Annotated in this window: 17 protein-coding genes and 1 tRNA gene; 10 read left to right on the top strand and 8 right to left on the bottom strand. The window is 71.2% G+C overall.

Features of this window, described 5'->3' with window-relative positions:
* Positions 1-152: 152 nt before the first annotated feature.
* The 3 genes from IFT73_RS09535 to IFT73_RS19285 form a co-directional block, all read right to left on the bottom strand.
* Positions 153-2,015 (bottom strand): acyl-CoA dehydrogenase, encoded by a 1,863-nt coding sequence (locus tag IFT73_RS09535; RefSeq protein WP_192167416.1) that lies wholly within the window; start codon positions 2,013-2,015, stop codon positions 153-155.
* A gap of 127 nt (positions 2,016-2,142) precedes the next feature.
* On the bottom strand, positions 2,143-2,739 hold the full coding sequence (locus tag IFT73_RS09530) for an HAD family hydrolase (RefSeq protein WP_192167415.1): 597 nt from the start codon (positions 2,737-2,739) through the stop codon (positions 2,143-2,145).
* 79 nt (positions 2,740-2,818) lie between these two features.
* Positions 2,819-2,950 carry a hypothetical protein gene (locus IFT73_RS19285; RefSeq protein WP_255355083.1) on the bottom strand — a complete coding sequence of 44 codons (132 nt, stop codon included), beginning with the start codon at positions 2,948-2,950 and terminating at the stop codon, positions 2,819-2,821.
* Positions 2,951-3,066: 116 nt separating this feature from the next.
* Between IFT73_RS19285 and IFT73_RS09525 the strand changes: the two genes are divergently transcribed.
* The gene (locus IFT73_RS09525) at positions 3,067-3,984 is read left to right on the top strand and encodes a LysR family transcriptional regulator (protein ID WP_192167414.1); all 918 of its coding nucleotides are present in this window, start codon (positions 3,067-3,069) and stop codon (positions 3,982-3,984) included.
* An 87-nt stretch (positions 3,985-4,071) separates the two neighbouring features.
* Here IFT73_RS09525 and IFT73_RS09520 read toward each other — a convergent pair whose 3' ends face one another.
* Positions 4,072-4,758 carry a hypothetical protein gene (locus tag IFT73_RS09520; protein WP_192167413.1) on the bottom strand — a complete coding sequence of 229 codons (687 nt, stop codon included), beginning with the start codon at positions 4,756-4,758 and terminating at the stop codon, positions 4,072-4,074.
* A 372-nt stretch (positions 4,759-5,130) separates the two neighbouring features.
* Positions 5,131-5,201, bottom strand: a tRNA-Gly gene (locus IFT73_RS09515).
* A gap of 201 nt (positions 5,202-5,402) precedes the next feature.
* On the opposite strand from IFT73_RS09515, the gene IFT73_RS09510 reads away from it, so the two are divergent.
* From IFT73_RS09510 to IFT73_RS09500, 3 genes are all read left to right on the top strand, one after another.
* Positions 5,403-9,581, top strand: a complete 4,179-nt coding sequence (locus tag IFT73_RS09510; protein WP_192167412.1) for a lamin tail domain-containing protein — start codon at positions 5,403-5,405, stop codon at positions 9,579-9,581.
* A 70-nt stretch (positions 9,582-9,651) separates the two neighbouring features.
* Complete coding sequence (locus IFT73_RS09505; protein ID WP_192167411.1) at positions 9,652-10,455, top strand: S-methyl-5'-thioadenosine phosphorylase; 804 nt, start codon at positions 9,652-9,654, stop codon at positions 10,453-10,455.
* Between the two features lie 13 nt (positions 10,456-10,468).
* A complete protein-coding gene (locus tag IFT73_RS09500) occupies positions 10,469-11,506 on the top strand; it encodes an NAD(P)-dependent oxidoreductase (RefSeq protein WP_192167410.1) in 1,038 nt (345 codons plus the stop codon).
* 80 nt (positions 11,507-11,586) lie between these two features.
* On the opposite strand, the gene IFT73_RS09495 is transcribed toward IFT73_RS09500, so the two are convergent.
* Positions 11,587-12,885, bottom strand: coding sequence for a hypothetical protein (locus tag IFT73_RS09495; protein ID WP_371811218.1), 1,299 nt, complete (start codon positions 12,883-12,885; stop codon positions 11,587-11,589).
* A gap of 100 nt (positions 12,886-12,985) precedes the next feature.
* Between IFT73_RS09495 and IFT73_RS09490 the strand changes: the two genes are divergently transcribed.
* From IFT73_RS09490 to IFT73_RS09475, 5 genes are read left to right on the top strand one after another with little or no spacing between them, the layout of a single operon-like run.
* Complete coding sequence (locus IFT73_RS09490) at positions 12,986-13,648, top strand: glycosyltransferase family 2 protein (RefSeq protein ID WP_197983872.1); 663 nt, start codon at positions 12,986-12,988, stop codon at positions 13,646-13,648.
* On the top strand, positions 13,645-14,313 hold the full coding sequence (locus tag IFT73_RS09485) for a DUF2064 domain-containing protein (protein ID WP_192167409.1): 669 nt from the start codon (positions 13,645-13,647) through the stop codon (positions 14,311-14,313). Before IFT73_RS09490 ends, IFT73_RS09485 begins: the two co-directional genes overlap by 4 nt.
* Positions 14,310-14,954, top strand: a complete 645-nt coding sequence (locus tag IFT73_RS18960; RefSeq protein ID WP_244633160.1) for a class I SAM-dependent methyltransferase — start codon at positions 14,310-14,312, stop codon at positions 14,952-14,954. Before IFT73_RS09485 ends, IFT73_RS18960 begins: the two co-directional genes overlap by 4 nt.
* The gene (locus IFT73_RS09480; protein WP_371811217.1) at positions 14,951-16,120 is read left to right on the top strand and encodes a molybdopterin-dependent oxidoreductase; all 1,170 of its coding nucleotides are present in this window, start codon (positions 14,951-14,953) and stop codon (positions 16,118-16,120) included. The genes IFT73_RS18960 and IFT73_RS09480 overlap by 4 nt, the downstream gene beginning before the upstream one ends.
* On the top strand, positions 16,117-16,557 hold the full coding sequence (locus IFT73_RS09475; RefSeq protein ID WP_192167407.1) for a hypothetical protein: 441 nt from the start codon (positions 16,117-16,119) through the stop codon (positions 16,555-16,557). The genes IFT73_RS09480 and IFT73_RS09475 overlap by 4 nt, the downstream gene beginning before the upstream one ends.
* Here the strand turns inward: IFT73_RS09475 and IFT73_RS09470 are convergent.
* On the bottom strand, positions 16,509-16,979 hold the full coding sequence (locus tag IFT73_RS09470; protein WP_192167406.1) for a GNAT family N-acetyltransferase: 471 nt from the start codon (positions 16,977-16,979) through the stop codon (positions 16,509-16,511). The genes IFT73_RS09475 and IFT73_RS09470 overlap by 49 nt on opposite strands.
* Complete coding sequence (locus tag IFT73_RS09465; protein ID WP_192167405.1) at positions 16,976-17,533, bottom strand: dihydrofolate reductase family protein; 558 nt, start codon at positions 17,531-17,533, stop codon at positions 16,976-16,978. Before IFT73_RS09465 ends, IFT73_RS09470 begins: the two co-directional genes overlap by 4 nt.
* Positions 17,534-17,583: 50 nt before the next feature.
* Here IFT73_RS09465 and dcd point away from each other — a divergent pair, with 50 nt between their 5' ends.
* Complete coding sequence (dcd, locus tag IFT73_RS09460; protein WP_056603622.1) at positions 17,584-18,159, top strand: dCTP deaminase; 576 nt, start codon at positions 17,584-17,586, stop codon at positions 18,157-18,159.
* Positions 18,160-18,164: the final 5 nt, after the last annotated feature.

Genomic DNA, 18,164 nt, shown 5'->3' with positions numbered 1-18,164 from the left:
TTCGCCTCGGGCTTCGCCCTCACGGTCGTCGCAGAGCTCCTCCCTGGCGAACGACAGAAACGCAGCGAGGCGTGGTGGGGGTCCCGGCTCGGTCGAGCCGTTCACCTCACCACGCCTCGCAAGAGGGGCGGCTTCGCCGCAGGCGGCGTCGGTCAGAAGGCGGCTTCGTCGAGCTCCATGATGGACGCGTCGATGTTCTCCGCGATCGCGCGCTCGCCGGCCAGCAGCGGCAGCATGTTGCGCGCGAAGAACGAGGCCGCGGCGACCTTGCCCTCGTAGAACGCCTTGTCGGCGGCCGACACCTCGCCGCCGAGCTTCTGCAGCGCGACCTCGGCGCCACGCAGCAGCAGCCACGCGATCGTCAGGTCGCCCAGCACGTAGACCAGGCGGGTCGTGTTGAGGCCGACCTTGTAGATGTTCTTGATGTCGCCGTTGGCGTCGGCCGGGTTGGCCGACATCAGGTCGGTGAACGTCGCCGCGATGACGGCCTGGGCGTCCTCGAGCCCCTTGGCCAGCAGCTCGCGCTCGATCTTGAGGCGACCGTTGCCGGCCTCGCTCGTGATGAAGCCCTCGATCTCGCCGGCGAGGTAGCCGAGCGCCGCGCCCTTGTTCTTGACGATCTTGCGGAAGAACAGGTCCTGGCCCTGGATCGCGGTGGTGCCCTCGTAGAGGGTGTCGATCTTGGCGTCGCGGACGTACTGCTCGATCGGGTAGTCCTGCAGGAAGCCCGATCCGCCGAACGTCTGCAGCGACTCGGTGCCCAGCAGCACCCACGAGCGCTCGGAGCCGAAGCCCTTGACGAGCGGGAGCAGCAGGTCGTTGACGGCCTCGGACAGCGACGCGTCCTCGCCCGACGCCTCCTTGACCATGACGTCGTCCTGCCACGTGGCGCAGTAGATCATCAGCGAGCGCAGGCCCTCGGCGAACGCCTTCTGGGTCATGAGCGACCGGCGGACGTCCGGGTGGTGCGTGATCGTGACGCGGGGCGCGGTCTTGTCGGACGCCTGCGTCAGGTCGGCGCCCTGCACGCGCTCCTTGGCGTAGTCGAGGGCGTTGAGGTAGCCCGTCGACAGCGTCGCGATGGCTTTGGCGCCCACGAACATGCGGGCGTTCTCGATGACACGGAACATCTGGTTGATGCCGTCGTGCACCTCGCCGAGCAGCCAGCCCTGGGCCGGTGCGCCGTCGCCGAAGGTGACCTCGCAGGTCGTGGAGACCTTGAGGCCCATCTTCTTCTCGACGTTGGTGACGTACGCGCCGTTGCGCTCGCCGGTCAGCTCGCCGGTCTCGTGGTCGAAGTGGAACTTCGGGACCAGGAACAGGCTGAGCCCCTTGGTGCCGGGGCCGCCGACGCCCTCGACGCCCTGGGGGCGGGCGAGCACCAGGTGCATGATGTTCTCGCTCAGGTCGTGCTCGGCCGAGGTGATGAAGCGCTTGACGCCCTCGATGTTCCACGAGCCGTCCTCGTTGGGGAACGCCTTGGTGCGGCCGGCGCCGACGTCGGAGCCCGCGTCGGGCTCGGTGAGCACCATCGTGGCGCCCCACTGCCGGTCGACCATGTGCTGCGCGATCTTCTTGTCGCGGTCGATGCCGTTCTCGAAGACGATGCGTGCGAACGCGGGGCCGCAGGCGTACATCCAGATGGCGGGGTTCGAGCCGAGGACGAACTCGGCGCTGCTCCACACCAGTGAGGCGGGGGCGACCTGGCCGCCGAGCTCCTCGGGGATCGCCAGGCGCCACCACTCGGCACCCATCCACGCGTCGTAGGAGGCGCGGAACGAGTCGGTCATGACGACGGTCTTGGCGGCGGGGTCGTAGACGGGCGGGTTGCGGTCGGCGTCCTCGAAGGACGCGGCGAGCTCGTCGCGGGAGATGCGGTCGATCTCGCGCAGGATGCTCTTGGCGGTGTCGACGTCGACCTCCTCGAAGGGGCCGGCGCCGAGGACGCTCTGGCGGTCGAACAGCTCGAAGAGGTTGAACTCGACGTCGCGGAGGTTGCTCTTGTAATGGCTCATGCCAGCATTCCTTCATCGGTGGCTGCGGCGCAGCTTGCTACTGGGTAGTAACTTAAGTATCCGCTCCCGATGGTGCCAAAGACAAGTCGAACGGCCCCACGAACCTGTTCCGCCCGTCACATCGCTATCAGGCGTGCTGTGCCAACCAGTCGGGCAGCAGCTCGAGTGACGTCAGGACGTGGCCCGCGCCGGCCGTGCGGAGCTCGTCGGCGTCGCACGGTCCGGTCGTGACCCCGACGCCGAACGCGCCTGAGGAGCGCGCGGCCTCCATGTCGTGCACGTGGTCGCCGACGTAGACCCCGGCACCCTGGGCCCGCAACACGTCGGCCTTGCCCTCGCGCCACGCGCGACCGAAGACCTCGTCGACCTCGATGCCGAGGCGCTCGAGGTGCAGGGTCGCGCTGGGCGCGTGCTTGGCGGTGATCAGGATCGCGCGCCCCCTCGACCGGGCGGCCTCGACGGCCGCATGGGCTCCCGGGAGGGTCGAGATCAGCTCGAGGGCGATGTCCGGGTAGATCTCGCGGTAGCGGTCGGCCCACCGGGCGGCGTCGTCGGCGGGCATCCACTGCGCGAGCTCCTGCTCGACCGGCGGCCCGAGGCGCGACACGACGACGTCGACGTCGATCGTGGCGCCCGACTCCTCGACGATCCGGTCGTACACCGCGCGGATGCCGGGCCGCGAGTCGATCAGCGTCATGTCGAGGTCGAAGCCGGTCGTCGTCATGGTCGCGACGCTACCGACCCCGGACGTGCAAGACCCCACGGCCTGCGGCTGCGTGGGGGTCTCGGCGGTGCGGCGCGGGTCAGCGCAGGTCGAAGGCGTGCGTCGACGTGCGCGTCGGGACGCGGCCGTGGCCGTCGGTCGCGACGAGGTGGATGGTCTTGCTGACGCCGATCGCGGTGACCGCACCGATGAGGATTCCGAGGACGAGCATGGGGGCCTCCTTGAAGGCTGTGTGGACGAGTCGGGGGTGGCTCGTGCTTCCAGTGTGGAACGCTGGAACGTCAAGGACAAGCCAACATATCTATGCCCAACATGTAGCATCGCTACATGGATGTGCATCGCCTCGCCCTGCTGCGGGAACTGTCGGAGCGCGGCACCGTCGGGGCGGTCGCCGACGCGATGAAGGTCACACCGTCGGCGGTGTCCCAACAGCTCAAGGTGCTCGAGCGGGAGGCGGGCTACCGGCTCGTCGAGCCCGCCGGACGAGGGGTCGCGCTGACGCCCGCGGGTCGCGCGCTGGTGCAGACGGCGACCGAGATCGCGGTCGCGATCGAGCGCGCCGAGGGCCGCTGGCGCGAGTACATGGAGCGTCCGGCCGGGCAGGTGCGCGTCGCGACGTTCCCGACGGGTGGTGAGATGCTGCTGCCGGGCACGTTGTCGCGCATGGCCGACACGCCCGAGGTCGAGCTGATCTGCTCCGACGAGGACGGTGTCACGGTCGACTTCGCCGACCTGACGCCCGACTACGACGTCGTGATCGCCGACTCCCCGACCACGGCCGCGTCATGGCACGAGCGCGGTCTGCAGGTCGTGCCGCTGATGAGCGAGCCGCTCGACGTCGCCCTGCCCGAGGGGCACCCGCTCGCGCACCGGGCGAGCCTGTCGCCGCGCGACGTCGTCGGCGAGACCTGGATCGGCGTGCCGCACGACTACCCGTTCGACCGGGTGCTGAGCCAGGTCGTGGCGGCCACGGGCGAGCCGGTGCGCATCGCGCAGCGGATCTCCGACAACGGCATCGTCGAGGCGCTGGTGGCCGGCGGCCACGGCATCGCGATCCTGCCGCGGTTCACGACCCGCGAGCACGGCAACGGACTGGTCACGCGACCGCTCGTGGGCATCCGCGCCAAGCGCGAGATCGCGGCCCTGCTGCGTCCCGACCGGTTCGAGCGGCCGTCGGTCCGCCTGGTCGTGCAGGCGCTGCGCGACGAGGCCCGCTCGGTGGCCGACCAGCACCAGGCCGTCTGACCCCGCCGGGACACAGCACGACGGGCGCCCCCGAGGGGACGCCCGTCGTGTGTTCTCCTCACCCAACCGGGAAGGAGGTCTGGTCCGTCAGCTGGCCGGCGTGGTGTTGACGGTGATCTTGGCGACGCCCACCAGGAGCTGGTCGGTCACGGCGTCGGTCTTGAACGTGTCGTTCAGCAGGCTCGCGGCGACGGGGCTGACGTACACCTTCGTGCCCTCGAGGATCGCGGTGTCACCCTCGGTCTGCAGCGGCTTCAGGGTCGCGCCACGCAGCTGGAAGATGAACGCCGAGCTGGCGGCCGTCTTGCCGTTGACCGAGACGTCGCCGTAGACGCGCGAGGCGCCCGGGTCGACGTTCAGGTTCGTGATCTCGACCTTGGTGTCACCCGCGGTGAGCGAGAAGCCCGAACCCTCGTGCTGGATCTGGCCGATGACGTACGGCTTGGCCGTTCCCGGCTTGAAGTACGTGACGTTGCCGCCCGTGATCGGGAAGACGAGCGAGCCGTCCTCGAGCGCGCCGTCGCCGACGACGCCGGGCGTCAGGCCGAGCGAGGTCAGGGCGTCGGTGAAGCCCGTGTCGAGGGCCACGGCGGTGTCCTCGCCGGACAGCGCGTTGATGCGGGCGACGGGCTTGGCGATCGACGTCTTCGACTCCGAGGCGGACGACGACGAGCCGGCCGAGTCGGAGGACGAGCAGGCGGCGAGGGGCAGTGCTGCGACGGCCGCGATGGCGATGCCGGCGAAGGTCTTCTTGTACGAGCGAATGGTGCTCATGTGATCCACATCCTTGCGATTGAGGTGCTGGTGAAAGTTGGGGGGGACTTACACCTGTACTTCGCCGCGGGGGTGGGGAGGGGATTGGTGGGGGGTCTGAAACTGTGGGCTGTCCGGTGCTGCAACTGCTGCAATCGCAGGCAGAAAGGGGCGTGAAAATAGTTTGTGCACGAGGTCTTCGACGCGGCGTTTGCTGAGAGCTGCCTGTGAGGATGCTGTTCTGCGTGCGCCAATGGGCGGGCACGTGCGCCCGCTGCCGATGACGGGATCCCTGGTCCGGCGGCCGCTGCTGGCGGCTGCGCCGCGGGGGAGCGGCCGCGCTGAGGGGCCCACTCGATTCCCGTCATCGGGCGAGGGCGCTTCGCGCCGGGGAGCCGATGACGGGAATCGAACCCGCATATCTTGCTTGGGAAGCAAGCGCTCTACCACTGAGCTACATCGGCGCGACGTGCATGACGTCGCCGCCAGTGTAGCCATCGTCCACCGGGACGGCGTCAGGGATTCGCGGGACCGACAGCCGCGACCGCCACGGACGTCACCCGGCGTTCACCGGGGCCCGGGACTCTCAGGTCGCCCTCAGGCACCCTGTCTCGATCCTGTCCCCGGAGGAACCCGTGAAACGTGCACGTCCCCTGTCCGCACTGGTGAGCTGTCTCGCCGGATCGGCCGTCCTGGCCACGATGCTGCCCGGCGTCGCGCACGCCGCGCCGGCCGTCCGTGCCGCCGCCGACGTCAAGCCCAACCCGTCCCCGATCCTGATCAGCGAGATCGCCAACGGCGGCGCCGGCGCGACCAGCAACGCCAGCCGCGTCACGACCGACGACTTCATCGAGATCGGCAACTTCGGCTCCGCGCCCGTCGACATCTCGGGCTACCGCATCCTGCGCTGCGGGCAGACTGGCGATGCCTACGGCCCGCAGAAGGTCGTCCCGGCCGACACGACGCTGGCCCCCGGTGACACGTACACGATCGGCAACCCCGCCAGCACGAAGAAGGACGTCGTCACGCGCGACGCCGACTACGACGCGACCGGCAGCACGCTGCACGAGTTCGGCTTCGGCGCCTACATCGAGGCGCCCGACTACACCGTGCTCGACGCCGTGGGCTTCTACCACCCGTCGGTCGACTCCGACTGCGAGCGGCCGACGGTCCTGAGCCGCGCCCTCGACCACCGGCTGAACCAGAGCCACCAGCGGGTCGCCAACACCGGCGACCAGGAGAAGGACTTCGTCGTCGCCGGACGCACGCCCGACGCGCCCAACGCGACCGCGGCCGTCCAGCCGCTGGCGCCCAGCACCGTCAAGATCAGCGAGGTCGCCAACGGCAACCAGACCAGCACGTCGAGCCAGTACGTCGAGCTGACCAACTTCGGTTCCGAGCCCGTCGACGTGTCGGGCTGGAAGCTCTACCGCTGCGGCGAGAACGGCACGGCGTACAGCCAGAACACGGGCCTGCCGACCGGCACCGTGATCGGCGCCGGGAAGTCGTTCGTCTACGCGCCGACGGCCGCCACGGCGGCGATCCTGCCGGGCGTCACGGTCGGCGCCCGCTACACGACCGGCATGCACTGGCGCGACTTCGGCGCGATGATCACGCGCGCCGACGACAGGATCGTCGACCGTGTCGGCTTCTACGCCAACCGCAACAGCACCTGCACGCAGGGCACCCCGCAGGCCGCCGACCTGAGCTCGATGCAGGCCGAGAGCTACCACCGTGTCTCCGACACCGGCGACAACGCCACCGACTTCATGCTCGCCCGCGAGCGCTCGCCCGGCGTCGCCTCGACGAAGGAGCAGCTGACCACGCCGGCCGCGCCCAGCCGCCACGACCTGCGCATCAGCGAGCTCGTCGGCGCAGGCAGCGCCGGCAGCAACGACGAGTTCGTCGAGATCGCCAACTACGGCACGTCGCCGATCAACCTCAAGGGCTACTCGCTGAGCCGCTGCGAGGGCGACGGGCGCGGCAACGCCGGCTACCAGGTGCCCGACCTCGGCGACGTGACGCTCGAGCCGGGCGGGACGTACGTCGCGGCGGACGACAACGCGCCGGCCGACCTGCGCGCGATCGCCAAGAGCGTCTGGTCGGTCGGGCTCAACGAGACCGACGGCTACGGCCTGTACCTGCGCGACCCGAAGGGCGCGATGGTCGACGCGGTCGGCGTCTACGAGACGGTCACCTACAGCCCGTGCGTGGCCTTCGGCTCCGAGCTGCGCAACACCACCAAGAACGACCGGGGCGAGTCGTACCAGCGGGCCCGCACGACGGGCGACGACGAGGAGAACTTCATGAAGACGCCGGGCCGCACGCCCGGCGAGCTCGCCGACGTCGCCTGGGTCGACCCGACCGAGCCGCTCAAGGGCGAGACCGACCCCGTCGAGGTCGCCACCGAGCACGTGCCCGGGACGCCCGACGCCAAGGACCGCGCCCGCACCGACGGGTTCCGCGCGACGGTCACGACGAAGGACGAGGACGGCGGCGACCTCACGGTCGACCTGCTGGCGTCGACGCCCGTCGGCGCCGAGGAGGGCACCGTCGTGTACGCCGGGTCCACCCGTCGGACCAAGCTGCCCGCCTCGCTGTCGATCACGGGCGAGCGGCGCGTCGCGACGGCGCCCGCCCTCACCACGAGGGCCGGCCAGGACACCTACCCGTTCCAGCGCTACGCGATCCCCGTCGCGTCGGTGCCGGCCGGCGGCGTCGAGTTCACGTGGAGCGGCACGACCCGGGCCCGCAACGAGATCCAGGTGCACGGCTGGGACGGCACCGCGTGGAAGCTGCTGGCCGAGGGCGCCCCGAGCGCCGACGGCGACCTGACGCTCGTCGCCACGCTGCCCGCCGCATCGGTCGTCGACGGCGTCGCGAACGTCGTGGTGGTCGACGGTCCGCGGGTCCGGGGTGGCGCGGTCGACGAGATCGGCGTGTCCGACCAGACGTTCCTCGACCCGCAGGACTACGACTTCGCGTTCAACCACATGACCGACACGCAGTTCCTGTCCGAGGGGTTCCGCGACGTCTTCCGCCGCATGGCCACCTGGGTCGTCGCGAACGCCGACGCGCGCAAGATCGCGTACAGCACCAACGGCGGCGACATCATCGAGAACTGGATCGGCGGCAACGCCGACCCCGTGCGGGCGAAGAAGGAGTTCGCCGCGGCGCAGAGGATCCACCAGATCCTGAACGACGCGGACGTGCCCAATGGCGTCCTGCCCGGCAACCACGACAGCTTCTGGGGTCGCAACACCGATCTGTACAACGAGTACTTCGGCCCCGAGATGTACCAGGACGAGGACTGGTGGGGAGGGTCGTGGAAGAAGGGCGACAACAGCGCCCACTACGACTTCTTCGAGGACAACGGCATCGACTTCCTGGCGCTGTCGCTGCCCTACCGGCCCTCGGAGGAGCAGATCGAGTGGGCCAAGGAGATCGCCGCCTCGTACCCCGACCACAACGTCGTGCTGATCACCCACAGCTACCTGACGACCGAGAAGGAGATCGAGAACCGCGGCAACCGCTACACGGCTCGCGGCGAGGAGCTCTGGCGCGACCTCATCGCACCGAGCGACAACATCTTCCTCGTGCTGGGCGGCCACTACCACGGTGTCGCCACCAAGTACGGCGACCCGGTGACGGGAGAGCAGTCCGATGCGATCGAGCTGGCAGAGGACACCGTCGCGGTGCGCAACGTCGGCGAGACGGGACGCACCGTCGTCCAGATGCTGGCCGACTACCAGGGCTACCGGTCGACCCAGCCCACACCGCGCGCCGACACGCTCGACCGCGACAGCGGCTTCCAGCGGCTCCTGCAGTTCGACGTCGACGCCGAGCTGATGGCCGTGAACTCGTACTCGCCGCACCTCGACTCGTTCGAGGCGTACAAGTACGACGAGCCGGGGCTGCGCGGCACGCCCGCCAACGACTACCAGGACGGTCGCTACCTCGCGAAGGACGACGAGTTCGTCGCGAAGATCGACCTGCTGGTCGACAAGTCGCTGACGACGCAGACGTGGACGGTGTCGGCTCCGTCGGCCCCGCTGGGTTCGCAGGCCGTCGAGGCCGGCGCGGAGGCCAGGTTCGACGTCGCCGCCCTGCCGGCCGGCTCGCTGTGGTTCGCGCGGGTCACCGACGCGACCGGACGCTCGGTGGTCTCGCGACCCGCCGTCGTCGAGATCGGCACCGACCCCGTCGACCCGACCGATCCGACGGATCCCACGGATCCGACCGATCCCGCCGCGGCCGCCACGACGTCCGAGATCTTCGCGTCGGCCACCTCGCAGGCGTACGGCTCAGACCGGGTCGTCGACCTGACGGCGTCCGTGACGTCGGAGGGCACGGGGCGCGCTCGCGGTGTCGTCCGCTTCACCGACGGCGGTGCGGTGCTCGGCCAGGCCGAGCTGACGAACGGCGTCGCCCGGCTGCGGCTGCCGTCGAGTCTCGTGGTCGGCACCCACCGCATCACCGCGACGTTCGTCCCGGCCGACGCCTCGGTGCAGGCGCCGTCGGCGTCCAGCGAGGTCGTGGTGTCGGTCGTCAAGGCGTCCGCCGCGGTGCGGTCGAGGCTCGCGAAATCGTCGGTCAAGCGGACGCAGCGCGCCAAGGTCACCGTGACGGTCACGGCGCCCGGCCTGCGTCCCGGTGGCCGGGTCGCCGTGAAGGTGACCCGCAAGGGCGTGACCCGGACGGTCACGGCGACGGTGCGCAACGGCCGGGTCACGGTCCGGCTGCCGAAGCTCCGCAAGGGCACGTACTCGGTGCGGGCCCTGTACGCCGGGTCGTCGACCGTCGGCGCCCGCACCGCCCCGAAGGTGACGCTGCGGGTCAGGTGACGGCTGCCCGACCGCCGGTGGCGGCCTCCCTCCTTTCGCGGAGGGGGGCCGCCCCTGCCATGCTCGGGGGATGAGCGCATCGCCCCGTCCGGACGTCGCCGTGATCGGCGGATCCGGCTTCTACACGTTCCTCGACGACCCGCAGCAGGTCGAGGTCGACACCCCGTACGGCAAGCCGTCGGCCCCCATCTCGGTCGGGACGGTCGGCGGACGGTCGGTGGCCTTCCTGCCGCGGCACGGCGCCCATCACGACTTCCCGGCGCACCGCGTGCCGTACCTCGCCAACATGTGGGCGCTGCGCAGCATCGGCGTCCGGCAGGTGCTGGCGCCGTGCGCCGTGGGCGGCCTGCAGGTCGAGCACGGGCCGGGCACGTTCGTCGTGCCGGACCAGCTGGTCGACCGCACCTCCGGGCGCCACCAGACGTACTTCGACTCCGGTGCGTGCCACGTCTCGTTCGCCGATCCGTACTGCTCGCGCCTGCGCGGCCACCTGCTCGACGGCCTGGGCGACCACGAGCCCGTCGACGGCGGCGCGATGGTCGTGATCGAGGGGCCGCGGTTCTCGACCCGCGCCGAGTCGAAGTGGTACGCCGCGCAGGACTGGGCCGTCGTCAACATGACGGGCCACCCCGAGGCGGTCCTCGCCCGCGAGCTGGCGCTCTGCTACGCCACCGTGGCGCTCGTGACCGATCACGATGCCGGGGTCGACGAGGCGTCGGCCGTCAGCATGGAGTCGGTCTTCGAGGTGTTCGCCGCCCACACCGACACGCTCAAGGGCGTGCTGGCCGACGTCGTGCGCAACCTCGGCACCGACCGCGACTGCGCGTGCCCGCACGCCGTCGACGGCATGGACCTGCCGGTCGAGCTGCCGTGAGCCGGGTGCTGTCATGAGGATCCTGCTCACCGGTGCCGCGGGCTTCATCGGCACCCACATCGGACGCATCGCCCGCGAGCGCGGCCACGACGTCGTCCAGCTCGACATGTTCCTCGACAAGGCGCACGGGCCCGGCGAGCGTCCGCCGGGGTTCGAGCGCCTCGACCTGAGGTCGGACCGGCTCGACGACGTCCTCGACGGCATCGACGTCGTGTGCCACCAGGCCGCGATGGTCGGCAACGGCGTCGACGCCCAGGACCTGCCCGACTACGCCGAGCACAACGACGCCGGCACGGCCCGCCTGCTGGCCGCGATGGCCCGGCGCGGGGTGGCCGACCTGGTGCTGGCGTCGTCGATGGTCGTCTACGGCGACGGCCGCTACACGTGCCCCGAGCACGGCGACGTCCCGCCGGCGGTGCGTCGCGAGGACGACCTGTCAGTGGGCCGGTACGACCCCCGCTGCCCCGTGTGCGGCGGCGACATCGAGTGGCGGCGCATCGCCGAGGACACCCCGTTCATCCCCCGCACGAGCTATGCCGCGTCGAAGATCGCGCAGGAGCACTACGCGTCGGCGTGGTGCACCCTCGAGGGCTCCCGCGCGATCGCGCTGAGGTACCACAACGTCTACGGGCCGGGCATGCCCGCCGACACGCCGTACGCCGGCGTCGCGGCGATCTTCCGCTCGGCGATCGCCCGTGGCGAGGCGCCGCGCGTGTACGAGGACGGCCGGCAGGTGCGCGACTTCGTGCACGTCCACGACATCGCGCGGGCCAACGTGCTCGCGATCGAGCAGGTGGGCTCGCACCCGTCGGGCGTGACGCCGTACAACGTCGCGTCGGGCACGACGTTCACGATCGGCGAGATGGCCTCGACGCTCTCGGCGGCGGCGGGCGGCCGGGAGCCGGTGCTGACGGGCGACTACCGGGCCTTCGACGTCCGCCACGTCGTCGCCTCGCCCGAGGCGGCGAAGGCGGGTCTGGGCTTCGAGGCCGAGATCACCCCGCAGGACGGCCTCGCCGCCCTGGCCACCGACCCCCTGCGCACCCGCTAGGTCCACCAGCCCAGAAGTGCGGACGAGCGGACCCCTTCAGCGGCCCGATCAGGTCCACTTCTCCGCAGATCTGGGCTGACTCACCAACGGGTGAGGATCAGCTGCTGGGCCAGCAGCGCGAGGACGACCTGGCTGAGCAGCAGCGGCCGGTGCCAGCGCTCCGGCAGGAGCGACGGCAGCGCGACGATCCAGATCGTGAATGGCAGCCAGATGCGCTCGACCTCGGCCTTGCTCATGCCCGACAGGTCGGCGATGACGATCGTGAGCACCGCCGCGGCCGCCAGCTGGGCCAGGACGTTGCGCTCGCGGACGGCCCGCACGGCCGTCGGGAACGCAGCCCAGACGGCCAGCCCCGCCGTGAACGTCCAGGCCGCGATGTTGGCCCACACCCAGTAGGAGAACGCCCGCTCGGACGCGATGCCGTCGTAGTAGCGCTCGCGCAGGACGGGGTAGGCCTCCCACCACGCGAATCCGCCGAGCGTGAAGGCCGCCGCGACGACGAGCGCGCCCCCGACGGCCCACGGCAGGGGACGCCACGAGCGGGCGATCAGCAGCACCGCGAGCGCCAGGACGCCCAGCAGCGTCAGCCCGTACGACAGGTAGACGCAGTAGCCCAGCAGCAGGCCCGCGCCGACGGCCGGCAGCACGCGCCGGTGCTTCGCCGCCACCGCCAGCAGCGCCAGCCCCCACGCCGCGACGGCCGTGAAGACCGCGTCGCCGTTGACGCCCATCCACACCGCGGTGGGGGCCAGGACGATCCACGGCATCGCGGACCGGGCGAGCGCCTCGGAGCCGAGCGTGCGCAGCGTGATCATGACGGCGACGATCGCGGTGCTCGCGATCGTCACGCACACGAGGCCGATCCAGAACGGATCGGTGATGCCGAGCCGGTCGATGCCGACGAAGTACAGCAGCGCTCCCGGCGGGTGGCCCGCGACGTGGACGTACCAGTTGTCGGGCGCGTCCATCGGGATGCGGTCGATGAACGTCTGCAGCATCGTGTGGATCGAGCCGACGCTCTGCGCGTCGTACACGTACTCCTGGCGACGCTCGAACGTCCGCGCGAGACCCTCGGTGCCCTCGGTCATCGCGACCGCGACGATCCACACCCAGGTCGTCGCGAACGCCGTCGCGAGCACCGCGCGCCACGGCAGCGCCCGCGCGATCCGTGGCAGCACGGCCACGAGCAGCAGGCCGATCGCGATCGCGGGCAGCGTCAGCAGGCCGAACCGGGGGTCCCAGTCGGCGTGCAGCGGAGGGAAGTGGACCCGGACGTCGTCGTCGAGCCACAGCGGCACGATCATCGAGGCGGCGACGAGCAGCAGGCCCGCGGCGGCCGAGACGGCGGCGGCGCGTGGGCGGGTGAGGGTCGTGGGCACGCCGTCAGCCTAGGTGGACGGCCTGAGATCAGCCTGACGATCGGGTGGCGCCGCATCGCCTGCGCATGCGACCAAGCGCCACGACCCCTAGGTTCGAACCATGACCATGAGCACCTGTGATGTCGTGATCCCGTGTCGGGACGAGGCTCTGGCCCTCCCGACCGTGCTCGCGCACGTCCCGGTGGGCTGGAACGTCATCGTCGTCGACAACGGATCGACCGACGGAACGGCCGATGTCGCCCGCTCGCTGGGCGCGCAGGTGGTGACCGAGCACCGTCCGGGGTACGGGGCCGCCGTGCACACCGGGATGCTGGCCGCGACGGCCGAGTACGTCGCCGTGATCGACGGCGACGCGTCGATGCGCATGGACGAGCTCGAGCCGATGCTCGACCTCGTGCGTGACGGGGGAGTGACGATGGCCGTCGGTCGCCGGCGACCCGTCGGACGAGGGGTGTGGCCGTGGCACGCCCGCGCCGGGACCCTGGCGCTGGCGACCATGATCCGCCGCCGGAGCGCGTTCGGCATCCACGACCTCGCTCCCATGCGGGTGTGCCGCCGCGACGACCTGCTGGCGCTCGACGTCCAGGACCGGCGCTTCGGCTACCCGCTCGAGCTGATGCTCAAGGCGTCGCGTGCGGGCTGGACGGTCAGCGAGGTCGACGTCTCGTACGACCGCCGCGCCGCGGGCACGAAGTCGAAGGTCTCCGGCTCGCTCAAGGGCACGGTCCGCGTCGCCCACGACTTCGCGAAGGTCATGCGATGACCGCCCCCACGCTGCTCGTCGTGGCGAAGGCGCCCGTGCCCGGCCTGGCCAAGACCCGCGTCGCTCAGACGGTGGGCGACGACGTCGCGGCCGAGCTCGCCGCCGCCGCCCTGCTCGACACGCTCGCGACGGCGTCGGCGGTCGGCTGGCCCGTCGTGGTCGCGATGACCGGCGACCTGTCCCAGGCCGCCCGCGCCGAGGAGATCGCCGCCGCGCTCGAACCGCTGCGCGTCGTCCCGCAGCGTGGCGAGGGCCTGGCCGAACGCCTCGCCCACGCGCACGCCGACGCCGCCGCGACGTCCGAGGACGGCACCGGGATCGTCCAGGTCGGCATGGACACGCCCCAGCTGCTCGTCGCCGACTACCTCGACGCCGGCCGCATGGTCGAGCTCGGCAGCATCGTCGTCGGGCCCGCCACGGACGGCGGATGGTGGCTCCTCGGGCTGCCCGACCCGTCGCTGGCCGAACGACTCGTCGACGTCGAGATGTCGGCCGACGACACGGGCGCGAAGACCGTCGAGGCCCTCGGCGGCGACGTCGTGACCCTGCGCACGCTCGCCGACATGGACACGTACGACGACGCGGTCGCGATCGCCGCCGACATCCCGATCTCGCGCCTCGCCGAGGCCGTCAGCCGCCACGAGTCGACGGAGGCCACCTCATGAGTCTCGCCTTCGACCCGGTCAGCGCCTACGACGCGGCCTTCACCGGCAAGACGACGCACGTCGTCGACGACGTCGGCCGCATCGAGCCGTTCGACGTCGCGATGTGGTCGTCCGAGCCCGACTGGGTCGACCGCGCGCTGTTCATCGACCCCTGCGACGCCGAGACGATCGACATCGGCTGCGGGCCGGGACGCCTCGTCGGCGCGCTCGCCGCCCGCCACGTCTTCGCGATGGGCATCGACGTCTCGCAGGAGGCGGTCCGGCAGACCCGCGACCGCGGCGCCCTGGCGCTGCTGCGCGACGTCTACACGAAGATCCCCGGCGAGGGATGCTGGACGTACGCGCTGCTCGCCGACGGCAATCTCGGCATCGGCGGCGACCCCGTCCGGCTGCTGGCCCGCGTCGGCGAGGTGCTGGTGCCCGGCGGCAGGGTCATCGCCGAGGTCGCCGACCACGGCACCGGGCTGGTGCGCGAGCGCCGACGCCTGCGCGTCGACGGACGGCTCTCGGTGCCGTTCGACTGGGCTGTCGTCGGTCTCGACGCGATCGACGACGTCGCCGCGGCGGCCGGCATGAGGGTCGTCTCGACCCACACGGTCGGCACCCGCCACACCGCGACGATGGTGCGGGACACGGCGTGAGGCTGCCGACCGTCGCCGACATCGAGCGACGGATCCCGCGACCCGACGACTTCGAGAGCCGGGCACGCGGCACGGCGCTGACGGCCCGCGTCGGCACCGCCCTCGGTATCTGCTTCGCGGTCTGCTTCGCGACGGGCATGTGGAGCCACTTCCAGTACAGCACCCCGGGGTGGCTGACGCTGAGCCCGAACCCGACGCAGCTGTACCGCTGGACGCAGGGCCTGCACATCGCCTCCGGCACCGCCGCGATCCCGCTGCTGCTGGTCAAGCTCTGGTCGGTGTTCCCGCGGTTGTTCAACCGCCCGGCCGCCGGCGCACGGGGTCTGGTCGTCGAGGTGCTCGAGCGGGCGTCCATCGCCGCGCTGATGGGCTCGACGTTCTTCATGCTCGCGAGCGGGACGCTCAACATCATCGGCTGGTACCCGTGGGAGTTCAGCTTCCGCCGGACGCACGAGGCCGTGGCGTGGGTCGCGATCGGCTCGCTGGTCGTGCACATCGGCGTCAAGCTGCCCGTCATCCGCACGGCCCTCGGTTCGCCGATCGAGCACCCTGACGAGCACCTCGACCCGTCCGCCCCGACCCGTCGGACCGTCCTGCGCGGCGCGTTCGCGGCGTCGGGCCTGGCGGTGCTGCTGACCGCCGGGCAGTCGGTGCCGTGGCTGCGCAAGGTCTCGGCCTTCTCGGTGCGACCCGGCGACGGCCCGCAGGACCTGCCCGTCAACCGCACCGCAGCCGGCGCGGGCACGTCCGAGACGGCGCTCGACCCGGCCTGGCGGCTCGAGGTGACGGCCGGCGACCGCACCGTCTCGCTGTCGCGCGACGAGCTGCTCGCGATGCCGCAGAGCACGCACCGGCTGCCGATCGCGTGCGTCGAGGGGTGGAGCCGCAGCGCGACGTGGACGGGCGTCCCGCTGCGCGACCTGCTGGCCCTGGTCGGCGCCGAGCCCGACGCGGACGTCGTGGTGCGGTCGCTGCAGACCAAGGGCGCCTTCGGCTCGTCGCGGGTCGTCGGCAACGTCGTCGAGGACGGCCGGACGATGCTCGCCCTCTCGCTGAACGGGGAGAAGCTCGACATCGACCACGGCTACCCGGCCCGGCTCATCGCCCCCAACCGTCCGGGTGTGTTCCAGACCAAGTGGGTCAACCGGCTCGAGGTCGACGCATGAGGGCCGTGCGGGCGCTGCTGGTCGCCCTCGGCGTCGGCTGCGGCCTGTGGGGCGTGTGGTTGATGCGCGACTTCACCCGCGAGCAGCTGACGTCCGAGGCGTTCTGGCTCGCCGGTGGCGTCATCCTGCACGACGCCGTGCTGGCGCCCGTCGTGGTGGCGATCGGCTACGGCGCGTCGCGGGTGCTGCCGGCCCACTTCCGCAGCGGGTCGGCGACGGCGTTCCTCGTCTGGGGCACCCTGACCGTCGCGTTCCTGCCGGTCCTCAGCGGCCAGGGGGGCAAGCCCGGCAACGAGACGATCCTCGGCAAGCCGTACGTGCTCAGCTGGGTCGTGCTGACGATGGTGCTCGTGGCGTACGCCGTCGTCAGCTCCGTGTGGCGTCGTCGTCAGACGAGGTCGCGCGACATGAAGACGCTCCACGGATCGGGCTCGTAGTCGCCGAACGGCTCGCAGTACGCGAAGCCGTGCCGCTCGTACAGGCGGCGGGCCGGGGCGAACGGCGGGTTGCTGCCGGTCTCGAGGCTGAGCCGCTCGTAGCCGCGGGAGCGGGCCTCGGCGACCATGTGCGCCAGCAGGGTGGCGGCGACTCCACGCCCGCGGAACCCGTCCGCGGTGCGCATCGACTTGATCTCCGCGTGCGCGGGGTCGAGGTGCTTGATCGCGCCGCAGCCCGCCAGCCGTCCGTCCGACCAGGCGCTCCAGAACGTCACGCCGTCGGCCCGCAGGCGGTCGACGTCGAGTGCGTGGACGCTCTCGGCGGGAGTGTGGCTGTGCATCTCGTCGAGGTGCTGCTCGAGCAGGGCGACGACGTCCGGGCCCGTGAGGTCGTCCTCGCGGACGTCGAGCGTCGACGTCATCGGTCGTCCCGCGAGACGCGGTGGTGCAGGTGCACGACACCGCCGAACCGGTGCTCGTCGACGAGCTCGAGACCGACGCGGACGCCGTCGGGCAGCCAGCGCGTGCCACCGCCCATCAGCACGGGGTGCACGAAGGTGTGGAGCTCGTCGACCAGGCCCGCCGCGATGGCCTGGCCGCCCAGATCGGCGCCGCCGATCAGCACGTCCGTCGCGGACTCCTCGACGAGCGCGCGCACGGCGTCCACGTCGAAGTCGCGCTCGATGCGGGTGCGATCGCTGGACGGCTCGGTCAGCGTGCGCGAGTAGACGACCTTGTCGGCGGCCCGCCACAGCCGGGCGAAGTCGACCATGAACGGCTCGGGGTCGTCGACGGTCTCCCAGAACACCATGACGTCGTACATCCGGCGCCCGTACAGGTGCGTGCCGATGGGGCGCAGCAGGTCGGCGGTGACGGCGTGCACCCGCTCGTCGGGCTGCGACCAGTCGAATCGGCCCGCGGCGTCGGCCGAGTAGCCGTCGAGCGAGACGTTGCACGAGTAGATCAGTCGGCCCATGGGCCAACGGTAGACCGGGCACGGGGCCGCCGATGCGTTAGTTTCGACTCGTGCTCCTCTCAGACCGCGACATCCTCGCCGAGATCGAGGCCGGCCGCGTCGGCCTCGACCCCTTCGACCCCGGCATGATCCAGCCGTCGAGCATCGACGTCCGGCTCGACAAGTTCTTCCGGGTGTTCGACAACCACAAGTACCCGCACATCGACCCGGCGGCCGACCAGTCCGACCTGACGCGCGAGATCGAGGTCGCGTCGGGCGAGGAGTTCATCCTGCACCCCGGCGAGTTCGTGCTGGGCTCGACGTACGAGCTCGTGACGCTGCCCGACGACATCGCGGCGCGCCTCGAGGGCAAGTCGTCGCTCGGGCGTCTGGGTCTGCTGACGCACTCGACCGCCGGCTTCATCGACCCTGGCTTCTCGGGCCACGTGACGCTCGAGCTCGCGAACGTCGCGACCCTGCCGATCAAGCTCTACCCCGGCATGAAGATCGGCCAGGTCTGCTACTTCCGCCTCAGCTCGGCGGCCGACAACCCGTACGGCTCCGAGAAGTACGGCTCGCGCTACCAGGGCCAGCGCGGCCCCACGGCGTCCCGCTCCCACGCGAACTTCCACCGCACCGAGATCTGAGCCCC

Source organism: Aeromicrobium sp. CFBP 8757 (assembly GCF_014841755.1).
GTDB lineage: Bacteria > Actinomycetota > Actinomycetes > Propionibacteriales > Nocardioidaceae > Aeromicrobium.
The sequence above is the reverse complement of the archived record's forward strand: the minus strand, read 5'-3'. Positions and strand labels throughout refer to the sequence as shown.

Coding starts and splice junctions, on each gene's coding strand:
- IFT73_RS09505 (WP_192167411.1), top strand. CDS start 9,652: ATGAGCGCATCGCCCCGTCCGGACGTCGCCGTGATCGGCGGATCCGGC.
- IFT73_RS09530 (WP_192167415.1), bottom strand. CDS start 2,739: ATGACGACGACCGGCTTCGACCTCGACATGACGCTGATCGACTCGCGG.
- IFT73_RS18960 (WP_244633160.1), top strand. CDS start 14,310: ATGAGTCTCGCCTTCGACCCGGTCAGCGCCTACGACGCGGCCTTCACC.
- IFT73_RS09520 (WP_192167413.1), bottom strand. CDS start 4,758: ATGAGCACCATTCGCTCGTACAAGAAGACCTTCGCCGGCATCGCCATC.
- IFT73_RS09525 (WP_192167414.1), top strand. CDS start 3,067: ATGGATGTGCATCGCCTCGCCCTGCTGCGGGAACTGTCGGAGCGCGGC.
- IFT73_RS09500 (WP_192167410.1), top strand. CDS start 10,469: ATGAGGATCCTGCTCACCGGTGCCGCGGGCTTCATCGGCACCCACATC.
- IFT73_RS19285 (WP_255355083.1), bottom strand. CDS start 2,950: ATGCTCGTCCTCGGAATCCTCATCGGTGCGGTCACCGCGATCGGCGTC.
- IFT73_RS09470 (WP_192167406.1), bottom strand. CDS start 16,979: ATGACGTCGACGCTCGACGTCCGCGAGGACGACCTCACGGGCCCGGAC.
- IFT73_RS09485 (WP_192167409.1), top strand. CDS start 13,645: ATGACCGCCCCCACGCTGCTCGTCGTGGCGAAGGCGCCCGTGCCCGGC.
- IFT73_RS09535 (WP_192167416.1), bottom strand. CDS start 2,015: ATGAGCCATTACAAGAGCAACCTCCGCGACGTCGAGTTCAACCTCTTC.
- IFT73_RS09475 (WP_192167407.1), top strand. CDS start 16,117: ATGAGGGCCGTGCGGGCGCTGCTGGTCGCCCTCGGCGTCGGCTGCGGC.
- IFT73_RS09465 (WP_192167405.1), bottom strand. CDS start 17,533: ATGGGCCGACTGATCTACTCGTGCAACGTCTCGCTCGACGGCTACTCG.
- IFT73_RS09490 (WP_197983872.1), top strand. CDS start 12,986: ATGACCATGAGCACCTGTGATGTCGTGATCCCGTGTCGGGACGAGGCT.